The sequence below is a fragment of the Streptomyces sparsus genome, assembly GCF_054776295.1.
Map to the genome: position 1 here is coordinate 1 of NZ_BAAHCA010000068.1, position 11,858 is coordinate 11,858.

Consider the following 11,858-nt stretch of genomic DNA (forward strand, 5'->3'; position numbering starts at 1 on the left):
ACTAATAGGCCGAGGGCTTGTCCGTAGGTGCTCGCGTCCACTGTGTTGGTTCTGAAACCACAACCAGCGTCCTTTTTCGTACCCGTGTGGCCATGGGGTGCGGAGGGGGTCTGGTGTTTCATGGGGTTTCGGTGGTCATAGCGAGAGGGAAACGCCCGGTTACATTTCGAACCCGGAAGCTAAGCCTTTAAGCGCCGATGGTACTGCATGCGGGAGCGTGTGGGAGAGTAGGACGCCGCCGAACAATTATTGTGGGGAAGCCCCGCTGGGAAACCAGCGGGGCTTTCCTGCGTTCGGGCACATGTGCGTGTTCGGGCAAGAAGTCCGTGGATGTGCGTCGAGAACATTCCGGGTATGCGGTCCGGCGGGGATTGCGGTCGCCGGCCGGCGGGCGGTGCCGAACCGTTTCGCGTGTTCCCCGTGGGCCCTGTGGCGTCGTGTGTACCTCGGCCCCGTCGGCGCCTGGTACCGGAGTCGGGACCCCGTGGCGGCGCGGCTCGTCGTGTAACCCGGGCCCGTTCTTCCAGCGGTGGTGTGCAGCCGACTGGAAGAGCCGGCACGACGCGAAGAGCGCCAAGACGGGCCGCGGGCCGTGGTGTCAGAGCCGCCCGGTGGCCTTCAGGGCCAGGTACGTGTCCGCCAGGGCGGGAGCCAGCTGGTCCGGAGCGGCGTCGACGACGGTCACTCCGTGCCGGCGGAGCCGGTCGGCGGTGTGGCGGCGCTCTGATCGGGTCCGGGCCGCTGCCGCAGCCTCGTACACCGCGTCCACCGTGCCCCGGGCCGCTTCCATCTCCGCGATGCGCGGGTCGGCCACCGAGGCGACCAGCAGCGAATAGTGACGGCTCAGCAGCGGCAGGACCGGCAGCAGGCCCTCCTCGACGGGCGACGCGTCCAGGGCGGTGAGCAGCACCACGAGGGATCGCTGAGGCGCCCTCTGCAGCACGGCGGAGGCCATGCCGCCGGCGTCGAGCTCCACGAGCTCCGCCTCCAGCGGGGCCATGGCGTTGACCAGGGCGGGCAGTACGTCGCCGGCGGTACGCCGCTGCACGGAGGCCCGCACCCGGCGGTCGTAGGCGAGCAGGTCCAGGCGGTCACCGGCCCGGGTGGCGAGTGTGGCGAGCAGGAGTGCCGCGTCCATCGCGGCGTCCAGGCGGGGCACGTCACCGACGCGCCCCGCGGCGGTACGGCCGGTGTCCAGGACTACCAGGATGTGGCGGTCGCGTTCCGGCCGCCAGGTGCGGACGGCCAGTTCGGAGCGGCGCGCGGTCGCCCGCCAGTCGATGGAACGGGAGTCGTCGCCCGGCACGTAGTCGCGGAGGCCGTCGAACTCGGTGCCCTCGCCGCGCGTCAGCACGCTGGTGCGGCCGTCGAGTTCTCGCAGCCGCGCCAGTCGGGAAGGCAGGTGCTTGCGGCTGGTGAACGGTGGCAGCACCCGGACGGTCCACGGCACGGCGTGGCTGCCCTGCCGCGCCGCCAGGCCCAGCGGCCCGTGGGATCGAACGGTGACGCGTTGGGCTGTGCGGTCACCGCGGCGGGTCGGTCGCAGCCGGGTGGTGAGCCGGCGGAGTTCGCCGGACGGCACCGTGAGCCGGTGGCGCGACGCCGAGGCGTCTTCCCCCGGCTGCCAGCTGCTGGGCGGCCACGCATCCCTCAGATCGGCGCGCAGTACCCGTCCCGCCGAGTTCCGCACGGTGAGATGGACATCGGCCGTTTCGCCGAGTCGAACTGATGTATCACCGGAACGGGTGAACTGGAGTGTTCGCACTGGCGCGGCTCGCCAGAGGTCGTACAGAATTGCGAGCAGAAGGGGGAGTTGCACTGCCAGCAGGCCGGACCAACTGGGCAGCACAAAACCGACCAGCAGCGTGCCGAGAGCGGCGATGAGGGCGGTTCGCCCGGTGAGTGCCATGGTCCGGGCCGTCTCAGCGGGGGACGGGAACGTGGGCGAGGATCGAGTCGATGACGCTGTCGGCCGTCACGCCTTCCATCTCTGCTTCGGGCCGAAGCCGCACCCGGTGTCGCAGGGTGGGCAAGGCGAGGGCTTTGACGTCGTCGGGGATGACGTAGTCGCGGCCGGTCAGCCAGGCCCAGGCGCGGGCAGTGGAGAGAAGTGCGGTGGCCCCGCGGGGGGAGGCACCAAGAGTGAGTGAGGGGGAATCACGAGTGGCTCGGCAGATATCCACGATGTAGCCGGTGATCCCATCGGAGACGGCAGTCTTCGCGACGGCTGCCCGAGCTGCCTGGAGGTCGGCGGGGCCGGCCACACGGCGTACGCCCGCCGATTCCAGGTCGCCGGGGTTGAAGCCCGCCGCGTGCCGGGTGAGCACGTCGACCTCGTCGGTGCGGGAGGGCAGGGGGATGTTCAGCTTCAACAGGAAGCGGTCCAGCTGCGCTTCGGGCAGGGGATAGGTGCCCTCGTACTCGATGGGGTTCTGGGTCGCGGCGACCAGAAAGGGTTCGGGAAGCATCCGGGCGGTGCCGTCCACCGTCACCTGCTTCTCTTCCATGGCCTCGAGCAGGGACGCCTGCGTCTTGGGAGGCGTCCGGTTGATCTCGTCGGCCAGCAGGAGGTTCGTGAACACCGGCCCGGGCTGGAAGGAGAACTCCGCGCTGCGGCTGTCGTAGACGAGTGAACCGGTGACGTCGCTGGGCATCAGGTCGGGCGTGAACTGGACGCGCTTGGTGTCGAGATCCAACGCGGCGGCGAGCGTGCGCACGAGCAGGGTCTTCGCCACGCCGGGCACGCCCTCCAGAAGCACGTGGCCCCGGCACAGCAGGGCGACCACCAGGCCGGTCACGGCGGAGTCCTGACCGACCACGGCCTTGGAGATCTCGCTCCGCAGCGACTCGAGGGCGGCACGGGAACTGTCGGCGGAGGGGGCGCTCACGAGGGGCGGTCCTTGTCTTTCGGGGACGGGGACGGGAACGAAGAGGGGGCGATGCGGGAGCGGAGGCCGTCGAGCTCGTCAGCCAGGCGGATCAAGGCGTCGTCATCCGGGGGCGGTGGCCCGAACAGCAACGCCCGCACGGTGGAGTTGTCGTCCCCGGTGTGCGCGGCCACCGCAGCGGTGAGCGTGTCGGCGCTGTCGACGCGGGCGGCAGGCACACCGACCAGGGACGCCAACCGGGCGCGGGCGTCGCTGCGCAGGGCCTGGGCGGCGCGATCCCGGGCGTTCGCCTGCCGGTAAAGCCGGGCGCGTCCTTCGGTCGCTTCGGAGGCGTACACGGTGACGGGCAGACGCTCCGGCACGAGAGGGCCCAGTCGTCGGGCCCGCCACAGCGCGGCGAGCACGGCGGCGACAGCCAGTTGCAGGGCGGCCCAGCGCCAGCCCGGGGGGACGAGTTCGGCCACGCTCTGGTCGGACTCCTGCGGGGACTGATCAGCCAGAGAGGGGAGGTACCAGACGAGATGCGGTCGGGAGCCGAGCAGTTGAAGGGCGAGCGAGGCGTTGCCGCGTTGGTCGAGGCGGTGGTTGTGGAGCAGGTCGGCGGCGCCGAGGATGACGGTGTCACCCCTGCCGGTGGAGTCCGGCAACCGCAGCAGGGTGGGCAGGTCGTCGGCCGGGTAACAGGAGTCGACCGCGTCAGCGGAGGTGGTGTAGGTGAAGCCGCCGAGCTCGGCGTCGCCGGCACGGGTGGCGAAGGGCGCGTCGCAGTCGGCGGAGCGGGTGGTGACCTCCACCCGGTTCACCACCCGCGCCCGGGGCGCCAGCTGTTCCGTGGCGGCCGGGCCAGGAGCGAGCAGCACGGTCCGCCCCTCGTTGCCGGACGTGGCCGCGCGCAGGGCGCGGAGCTGCCGGTCGGTGAGCAGGTCGGGGGCCGCGACGAGCAGCGTGGTGTCGGGGCCGACGGCGGAGGCCGCCTCCGCGGAGGTGGTCACGACGCTGGTGTCGACGCCGCGCTGTCGGAGCAGTTCCGCGGTGGCGAGACTTCCGTAGCGGTCGGGGGATCGGGGGTCGAGCAGGCCGTACTGCTCGCCGGAGCGCAGTACGGCGAGCACCACGCCGGCGATCAGCAGTACCAGCAGAGCCGCCAGCACACCGCGCGAACGGGTCCACAGCTGACGGGCGTCGGGGGACAGCGAACCTTGCTGCGCTGCCTGCGCCGTGGCCGGTGCGGCGGGGGCCGTCATGCGCGGTCTCCTGCCGGCAGGGACCCGGTGGTGTCCGGTCGGGTCTTCTGCACGGCCGTGTCCAACTCCCGCAGGGCGGTGTACGCCTGGGCGTTCGCGGGGCGTCCGGCGTATGTGACCTCGTCGAAGGCCAGCGCGGCAGAACGCAGTTGGTCCTTCTGGTCGGGCAGTACCCGCCCGGCCTCCGCGGCTGCCTCGTCGGCGGTCCGGCCGGGGCGGGGGTCGAGCAGGGCGCGTTCCTCCAGCGAGCGGACGACGGCCCGCATCCGCTCCTGCACGGCCTCTCCCCAACTGCCCTTCTCGGCGTGGCCTTCCGCCGCGGCCCGGTACTCGGCCGCGGTGCGCGGCCGGTCACCGAACACCCCGCGGCTGGTCGCGGAGGTGGCAGCGCGCACCGACCCGAGGTGGAGCCGCAGCGCGACCAGCAGCGCCACCAGGAGCAGCACGACGACGGTCAGGCCCACCCAGCCGCCGGGAGTCACCCCGGCAGCCGAGGAGAGCAGCGTTTCGATCGTGTCCCACACCCAGTCCAGGGCGCGTTCCAGCAGACCGGGATCGTTCTGGTGGTACTTCGGTTCGGAGAGCTCGCGTCGGGCTGCCTCACGGGCTGCTTCCCTGCCGACGGTGACCGGCACCTCGTCCTCGGAGGAGAGCAGCCGCACCGCCGCGCTGCTTGTCGCCGCGGTCATCGCATCAGTGTCCGGGGGCCGGACGGCCCGGCTGGTCGCCGCTGTCGTCCGGCAGGCCGGCGGCTCGCGCCAGGTCGATGTCGAGTGCTTCCCGCCGGATGCGTCGGTCCATGTACAGCAGTGCCGCCACGCCGGCGCTGAACGGCAGCGTGACTGCCGACGTGATGACCGCGCCGATCCCGCTCACGATGAGGTACGGCCAGGTCAGGGCGGTCGGTGCTCCCGTCAGCAGGCTGCCCGTGCTGTCGCCGCCCACCACGGTGGCGACCACGACGGTAGGGATCGACACGATGAAACTGATGACCATCACGAGCAGCAGGGTGAGCATCTGGATGCCGAAGATGCGCCACCAGGAACCGCGAACCAGCTTGGCGGAGCGTCGCAGCGCGGTGACCACTCCCTGCCGCTCCAGCATCAGGGCCGGTGCGGCAAGGCAGTAGCGCACCCACAGCCAGACGGCGACGACCACACCGGCGAGGCCGCCCAGCAGCATCAACATCACACCCGCCGCCGGGGAGGCGAAGCCGACCAGGATGCCGGGCAGGAACCCCGCCACCATCGCGGCGGTGACGATGAGCAGGACGAGCAGGGAGAGCCCCAGCAGTTTGAGCAGCAGCGGCCGGGAGTCCTGCCAGGCCTCACCGATGGACACCGACCTGCCCAGCACGGCGCGACTGACCACGATGGTCAGCATCGCTGTGGCGATGACCGTGCCGATCATCGTGGTCAGCATCGGGATGCTCTGGCTGGCCAGGGTGCCGTTGAAGGCGTCCATCACCTCGGAGAGCGAGGGTTCGGGATTGTTCTGCAGGTTGTTGAGGCTGCCGAGGTCCCGGAACCAGAGTCCGGTGACCAGGGTGGAGACGAGCTGGATCAGCACTGCCACCCCGAGCGAGATGCCCAGCACGGGTCGCCAGTGGGCGCGCATCGTCGACACCGCGCCGTCGAGGATCTCGCCGACGCCGAGCGGGCGCAGCGGGATGACTCCCGGCTTGGCGGCCGGAGCCTGCTGCCAGTGCTGCTGCCAGCCTCCCGGTGCGCCTGGCGGCGGGGGAGCCGCGCCCCAACCGCTCGGTCCGCCGGTGGGCGGCTGCTGCGCCGACCAGCCGGTGGGCTGCTGCTGTTGCGGAGGAGGCGGAACCGCGCCACCGGAAGTGGTGTTCTCGCGGTCCTGGTCGCCAGAGGGCTCGGAGGGGGAAGACCCGGGCGAGGCCCAGCCCGGAGACTCGTTCACTGCGGTTCACCTCGGTCTGGGGAGCACTGGTTGGCTGCCATCGTGCCACGCTGCGCGTTCGGATGTACCGGCCCCTGCCCGAGCAGTGGCCGAACGGGCAGACTGTGGCAATGGCTGATCACGAGGCGAGGGTTGTACCGGTTCTGCGATGGGAGGAGCTGCCAGAGGGGCCCGTGGTGGTGCTGCTCGACCAGACGCGGCTTCCACACGAGGAGATCGAGTTCATCTGCACAGACGTACCCGCGCTGGTGGGGGCGATTCGTTCCCTCACCGTCCGGGGCGCTCCACTGCTGGGGATCGCCGGCGCGTACGGGGTCGCGCTGGCTGCGGCACGCGGCTTCGACGTGGAGGAGGCCGCCGGACAACTGACCGGCGCGCGGCCCACGGCTGTCAATCTCGCCCACGGTGTGCGGCGGGCTGCTGACGCCTACCGCAGTGGGCTCGGCGGGAGCGGCGACGTCGCGGGAGGCGCCGCGGCGGCCCTGGCGGAGGCGCAGGCCCTGCACCGGGAGGACGCCGACGCCAGCTCGCGTATGGCGGCGGCGGGGGCGGAGCTGCTGCGTGAGCTGCTGTCCGGAGGCGGTTACCGCATTCTCACGCACTGCAACACCGGGCGGCTGGTCTCCGGCGGTGAGGGCACCGCCTTCGCCGTGGTGCGTGAGGTGCACCGGGCCGGTGAGCTGCGGCGTCTCTGGGTCGACGAGACCCGGCCCCTGCTCCAGGGTGCCCGGCTCACCGCCTACGAGGCCGCGCGAGCGGGGATGGCGTACACGCTGCTCACGGACTCGGCGGCGGGGTCGCTCTTCGCGGCCGGGGAGGTGGACGCGGTACTGATAGGCGCCGACCGCATCACCGCTGACGGATCGGTGGCGAACAAGGTCGGCAGCTACCCGCTGGCCGTGCTCGCCCGCTACCACCACGTGCCGTTCATCGTGGTGGCACCGCGAACCACGGTGGACCTGGCGACGGAGGAGGGGTCCGCGATCGAGGTGGAACAACGATCAGGACACGAAGTCACGGAGGTGGCGCCCGGGATGTCCGTCGCGCCGTTGGGTGCTCAGGCCTACAACCCGGCCTTCGACGTGACTCCTCCGGAGCTCGTCACCGCTCTGGTCACCGAGGCCGGTGTGGTGTCGCCGGTGACCCGCGCGGGCCTTGCCGAGCTGTGTTCCACTTCACCAGCAAGAACATCACGAACGGGTAATGGGATGATGAACGCATGAAAGGACGCGTCCTTGTCGTCGACGACGACACCGCACTGGCAGAGATGCTCGGCATCGTGCTGCGCGGCGAAGGCTTTGAACCGTCGTTCGTCTCGGACGGGGACAAGGCGCTCGCCGCCTTCCGGGAGACCAAACCCGACCTCGTTCTGCTGGACCTGATGCTGCCCGGACGGGACGGCATCGAGGTGTGCCGGCTGATCCGGGCCGAGTCCGGGGTTCCCGTGGTGATGCTGACCGCGAAGAGCGACACGGTCGACGTGGTCGTCGGGCTGGAGTCCGGCGCCGACGACTACATGGTGAAACCGTTCAAACCGAAGGAGCTGGTAGCGCGGATCAGGGCACGGCTGCGCCGCTCGGAGGAGCCGGCGCCGGAGCAGCTGACCATCGGTGACCTGCTCATCGACGTGGCGGGTCACTCCGTCAAACGGGAAGGTCAGTCGATAGCGCTGACACCACTGGAGTTCGACCTGCTGGTCGCGCTGGCGCGCAAACCCTGGCAGGTCTTCACCCGGGAGGTCCTGCTGGAGCAGGTCTGGGGCTACCGCCACGCGGCTGACACCCGCCTGGTCAACGTGCACGTGCAGCGGCTCCGCTCCAAGGTCGAGAAGGACCCGGAGCGGCCGGAGATCGTCGTGACCGTGCGCGGCGTCGGGTACAAGGCCGGACCAGGCTGACATGTCACAGCACGGTTCCGTACCGCCCAGGAGAACGGACAAGGAGGCGGAACGGGGCAACCACCAGAAGTCCGCGCTGTCGGTCATCAGGCAGGTACGCCACAGCGGGTACCTGCTCTCCGACGGGCTGCTCTCGGAGGGCGCGACGGGCAGCCGCGCCCACCCGGTCGTGCGGATGTTCGTGCGCTGGGTACGGCGTCCGCTGCTCCCCGCCCTGCGCCTGTGGCGGCGCAACATCCAGCTGCGCGTGGTCGCCGCCACCCTGCTGATGTCGCTCGCCGTGGTGCTGCTGCTGGGGCTCGTGGTGATCGGGCAGGTCCGCAACGGCCTGCTCGACGCCAAGCAGCAGGCCGCCCAGAGCCAGGCGGCAGGCGGATTCACGGTGGCGACCGAGCTGGCCGACAGCGCGGCCAGCGGCGAGGCCGAAAGCGAGGCCGGACCCAGCCGCAGCGTGCTGGACTCCGGCGCCTGGCTGACGCAGCTGGTCCAGCAGCTGGCGAGCGGCGGCCAGGGCGTCTACTCGGTGGTGGCGCTCAGCTCCGACGACGACGTGACGCCCTTCGTCGGCGACGAGACCACCAACACACGCGGCCCCCGCGCCTCGGGGGACGTCCGCCCGGAGGAGAGCGTCACCCCGGAGCTGCGGCAGACACTGGACCAGCAGGCGGTCACCCACCAGCAGTACGGGCGCATCGTGCGGACCGGTGGCGGCAGCGAACCGGCACTGATCATCGGTAAGCGGCTCAACGACGCCAACGGCAACCCGTACCAGCTGTACTACCTCTTCCCCTTCAGCCAGGAGGAGAAGTCGCTGTCGCTGGTCAAGGGCACGCTCGCCACGGCGGGCCTGTTCGTGGTGGTGCTGCTGGGAGCCATCGCCTGGCTGGTCGTCCGCCAGGTGGTCACCCCCGTGCGGATGGCCGCCGGCATCTCCGAGCGGCTCGCGGCCGGCCGTCTCCAGCAGCGTATGAAGGTCACCGGTGAGGACGACATCGCCCGGCTCGGTGAGGCGTTCAACAAGATGGCGCAGAACCTGCAGACGAAAATCAGCCAACTGGAAGAGCTGTCCAGGATGCAGCGCCGGTTCGTCTCCGACGTCTCGCACGAACTGCGCACCCCGCTGACCACGGTCCGGATGGCGGCCGACGTCATCTACGAGGCCCGTGACGAGTTCGACCCGGTGACCGCCCGGTCCGCCGAACTCCTGCTGGGCCAGCTCGACCGTTTCGAGTCGCTGCTGGCGGAACTGCTGGAGATCAGCCGGTTCGACGCGGGAGCGGCGGCGCTGGAAGCGGCGCCCATCGACCTGCGGGAGGTCGTGCACCGCGTGGTGGAGGCCGCGGAGCCGCTCGCCGACGCCAAGGGCACCCGCGTCGTGGTCCGCGGCGCCGAGCGGCCGGTGATGGCCGAGGCGGACGCCCGCCGCATCGAACGGGTCATGCGCAACCTGGTGGTCAACGCCATCGAGCACGGTGAGGGGCGGGACGTCGTCGTCCGTCTCGCCGTCGGTCCCGGCGCCGTCGCCATCGCCGTGCGGGACTACGGCGTCGGCCTGAAGCCGGGTGAGGCGCAGCGCGTCTTCGACCGCTTCTGGCGGGCCGACCCGGCGCGTGCCCGCACCACGGGCGGTACCGGCCTGGGGCTCTCCATCGCCGTCGAGGACGCCCGGCTGCACGGCGGCTGGCTCCAGGCGTGGGGCGAACCGGGCGGCGGCTCGCAGTTCCGTCTGACCCTGCCCAGCACCGGCGGGGAGGTGCTGCGCGGTTCGCCCATTCCGCTGGAGCCCCACGACTCGCGACGCCGGCAGGAGGCCCGGAAGGCCGAGACCTCCGCACGGCAGGCGTCGGTGCCCGCCGGCTCCGACCACACCGGGCAGCGTCCCGCCGAGGAGAAGAAACACGATGAGGACTGACCGCCGCCGTGCCGTCGCCGTGCTCGCGGCGTGCGTGCTGCTGCTGTCCGGTTGCGCTTCCATCCCGTCGGACGGCGAGGTCAAGCGCATCGAGTCACCGCGTCGCGCGGAGGGCGACTCCCAGGTCCGGGTCTTCGGTGTCAGCCCGCAGAAGGGGCAGCAGCCCGCGCAGATCGTCCGTGGTTTTCTCGAAGCGACCACCAGCGACGAGGCCAACTTCGACACCGCCCGCAAGTACCTCACCGCGGCGGAGTCCCGCCGCTGGGACCCGTTCGCCAGCACCACGGTCGTGGCCGGCGGTCCCGACCTGCCCTCGGACGGCATCCGGGCCGACCGGGACGGCAGCGGCCTCAGCATCGAGGTGACCGGCCGGCGGGTGGCCGAGGTCGACGTCAAGAACGCCTACACCCCGCAGAAGGGCACCTACCGCGAGGTCTTCCACCTGACCCGGGCCAAGACCGAGTGGCGGATCGACCGGCTGCCGGACGGGCTCGTGGTCGGGGAGGCCGACTTCCAGCGCATCTACCGGTCGGTCAACACCTACTACTTCGCCAATCTCGGGCCCGAGGCGGCGGCGGTGCCCTCCGGCCGGAATGTCCTGGTGGCCGACCCGGTCTACCTCCGCAGGCGCATCGACCCGGTGACCGAGACGGTCAGCTCGCTGCTCGCCGGCCCGACGGACTGGCTGAGCCCGGTGGTGAGCACCGCTTTCCCCTCCGGGGTGCGCCTGGTCCCCGGCCGGAGCCTGGCCCTGGACGACTCCGGCAGCCTGGAGGTGCGGCTTCAGGGCGGTGCCAAGGAGGGCCGCGTCAACGTCGACGAGCGGCAGTGCGTCCGGATGGCGGCCCAGCTGCTGCACACCGTCGACCAGCAGTCCTCGACCCGGGTGCAGCGGGTCGGCCTCACCGACCGCGAGGGCCGCCTGCTCTGCGAGCAGAGCGACGAGGACGCCGAGGTGTACTCACCCGGGCTGCTCAACGGGTTGGCGTCCCGCCAGTACTTCATCGACGACGCCCACCGGGTGGTCGCGCTGGAGGAGGAGCAGCAGAGCGCGGTGCCGGTGCGTGGGCCCTTCGGCCAGGGTGAGGTCCCCTTCCGTTCGGTCGGGGTCAGTCGCGACGAGGGCATGGGCGCGGGCGTCTCCCTGGACGGCAGGTCGCTGTACGTCGATCCGCTGTCCGCCGACGTCCAGTTCGACGACCCGGTGCTCAACAGTGACGCGCTCAAGGAGCGGGACCGCCTGACGGCCCCCAGCTGGGACGGTCTGGGCGACCTGTGGGTCGCCGACCGCGATCCGCAGCAGCAGCGGCTGCTGCGGCTGCGCGGCGGACGCGGCGACGCCGAGCAGGTGGAGGTGCCCGGCCTCGGATCGGGCCGCATCGAGTCGCTGCGGTTGTCGGCCGACGGCACCCGCATCGCCCTGCTGGTCCGGGAGGACGACCTCACCACGCTCCAGCTCGGCCGGGTGGAGCGGGAGAACAACGCCGAGGGCCGGCCGGTGGTGAAGGTGACGGGGCTGCGCCCGGTGGCGCCGTCGCTGGAGAACGTCGTCGCCGCCTCCTGGGCGGGCGGCAGCCGCATGGTGGTGGTCGGCAAGGAGTCCGGCGGCGTGCAGCGGCTGCGGGTGATCTCCACCGACGGTTCGGCCGGTACGCCGCCGAAGCTGCCCGGTGTCAACAACGTCAAGGGCATAGCCGCCTCCGAGGACGAGGAGAAGCCGCTGCTGGCCGACTCCGAGGAGGGCATCGTCCGCCTCCCCCGGGACGCCGACTGGCAGGAAGTGACCAAGAAGGGGTCCGCGCCGGTCTACCCGGGCTGAGCGCGGCCACCGCCGACAGGGCGGACGGCGTGGGGGGAACCGTGTTGCGGGAGTGGTGGCAGGAACTGGCAGATCTGGTGCTGCCCGCCGACTGCGCGGGCTGCGGCGCCCCACGGGCCGGTCTGTGCCCGGAGTGCGCCGACCTGCTGGGGGCAGGGCGGGTGCGGCGCGTCCG

The 11,858-nt window shown here is 71.4% G+C and carries 9 protein-coding genes and 1 rRNA gene; 5 read left to right on the forward strand and 5 right to left on the reverse strand.

Going from position 1 to position 11,858, the window contains the following annotated elements; translation table 11 throughout:
• Positions 1-127 precede the first annotated feature (127 nt).
• A 5S ribosomal RNA gene (rrf, locus tag ACYVE9_RS06685) occupies positions 128-244 on the forward strand.
• A 354-nt stretch (positions 245-598) separates the two neighbouring features.
• On the opposite strand, the gene ACYVE9_RS06690 is transcribed toward rrf, so the two are convergent.
• The 5 genes from ACYVE9_RS06690 to ACYVE9_RS06710 are packed head-to-tail and all read right to left on the reverse strand — an operon-like array spanning position 599 to position 6,055.
• Positions 599-1,909, reverse strand: coding sequence for a DUF58 domain-containing protein (locus tag ACYVE9_RS06690; RefSeq protein WP_461026794.1), 1,311 nt, complete (start codon positions 1,907-1,909; stop codon positions 599-601).
• A 13-nt stretch (positions 1,910-1,922) separates the two neighbouring features.
• Positions 1,923-2,888 carry an AAA family ATPase gene (locus ACYVE9_RS06695; RefSeq protein WP_461026795.1) on the reverse strand — a complete coding sequence of 322 codons (966 nt, stop codon included), beginning with the start codon at positions 2,886-2,888 and terminating at the stop codon, positions 1,923-1,925.
• Positions 2,885-4,132 carry a DUF4350 domain-containing protein gene (locus ACYVE9_RS06700; protein ID WP_461026796.1) on the reverse strand — a complete coding sequence of 416 codons (1,248 nt, stop codon included), beginning with the start codon at positions 4,130-4,132 and terminating at the stop codon, positions 2,885-2,887. The genes ACYVE9_RS06695 and ACYVE9_RS06700 overlap by 4 nt, the downstream gene beginning before the upstream one ends.
• Positions 4,129-4,821, reverse strand: coding sequence for a DUF4129 domain-containing protein (locus ACYVE9_RS06705; protein ID WP_461026797.1), 693 nt, complete (start codon positions 4,819-4,821; stop codon positions 4,129-4,131). Before ACYVE9_RS06705 ends, ACYVE9_RS06700 begins: the two co-directional genes overlap by 4 nt.
• A 4-nt stretch (positions 4,822-4,825) precedes the next feature.
• Positions 4,826-6,055: a DUF7544 domain-containing protein gene (locus ACYVE9_RS06710; RefSeq protein ID WP_461026798.1), complete on the reverse strand. Its 1,230-nt coding sequence runs from the start codon at positions 6,053-6,055 to the stop codon at positions 4,826-4,828.
• Between the two features lie 110 nt (positions 6,056-6,165).
• On the opposite strand from ACYVE9_RS06710, the gene mtnA reads away from it, so the two are divergent.
• Genes mtnA through ACYVE9_RS06730 form a run of 4 tightly spaced genes read left to right on the forward strand, consistent with a single transcriptional unit; the run spans position 6,166 to position 11,683 of the window.
• Positions 6,166-7,278 (forward strand): S-methyl-5-thioribose-1-phosphate isomerase, encoded by a 1,113-nt coding sequence (mtnA, locus tag ACYVE9_RS06715; RefSeq protein ID WP_461026799.1) that lies wholly within the window; start codon positions 6,166-6,168, stop codon positions 7,276-7,278.
• Positions 7,275-7,952 carry a two-component system response regulator MtrA gene (gene mtrA / locus ACYVE9_RS06720; protein ID WP_461026800.1) on the forward strand — a complete coding sequence of 226 codons (678 nt, stop codon included), beginning with the start codon at positions 7,275-7,277 and terminating at the stop codon, positions 7,950-7,952. The genes mtnA and mtrA overlap by 4 nt, the downstream gene beginning before the upstream one ends.
• A gap of 1 nt (position 7,953) precedes the next feature.
• Positions 7,954-9,864, forward strand: coding sequence for an MtrAB system histidine kinase MtrB (mtrB, locus tag ACYVE9_RS06725; protein WP_461026801.1), 1,911 nt, complete (start codon positions 7,954-7,956; stop codon positions 9,862-9,864).
• Positions 9,854-11,683, forward strand: coding sequence for an LpqB family beta-propeller domain-containing protein (locus ACYVE9_RS06730; protein WP_461026802.1), 1,830 nt, complete (start codon positions 9,854-9,856; stop codon positions 11,681-11,683). The genes mtrB and ACYVE9_RS06730 overlap by 11 nt, the downstream gene beginning before the upstream one ends.
• Positions 11,684-11,858: the final 175 nt, after the last annotated feature.

Excerpts from the sequence above, each read along its gene's own strand:
- ACYVE9_RS06690 (WP_461026794.1), bottom strand. The coding sequence starts at position 1,909 with ATGGCACTCACCGGGCGAACCGCCCTCATCGCCGCTCTCGGCACGCTG.
- ACYVE9_RS06700 (WP_461026796.1), bottom strand. The coding sequence starts at position 4,132 with ATGACGGCCCCCGCCGCACCGGCCACGGCGCAGGCAGCGCAGCAAGGT.
- ACYVE9_RS06705 (WP_461026797.1), bottom strand. The coding sequence starts at position 4,821 with ATGACCGCGGCGACAAGCAGCGCGGCGGTGCGGCTGCTCTCCTCCGAG.
- mtnA (WP_461026799.1), top strand. The coding sequence starts at position 6,166 with ATGGCTGATCACGAGGCGAGGGTTGTACCGGTTCTGCGATGGGAGGAG.
- mtrA (WP_461026800.1), top strand. The coding sequence starts at position 7,275 with ATGAAAGGACGCGTCCTTGTCGTCGACGACGACACCGCACTGGCAGAG.
- mtrB (WP_461026801.1), top strand. The coding sequence starts at position 7,954 with ATGTCACAGCACGGTTCCGTACCGCCCAGGAGAACGGACAAGGAGGCG.
- ACYVE9_RS06730 (WP_461026802.1), top strand. The coding sequence starts at position 9,854 with ATGAGGACTGACCGCCGCCGTGCCGTCGCCGTGCTCGCGGCGTGCGTG.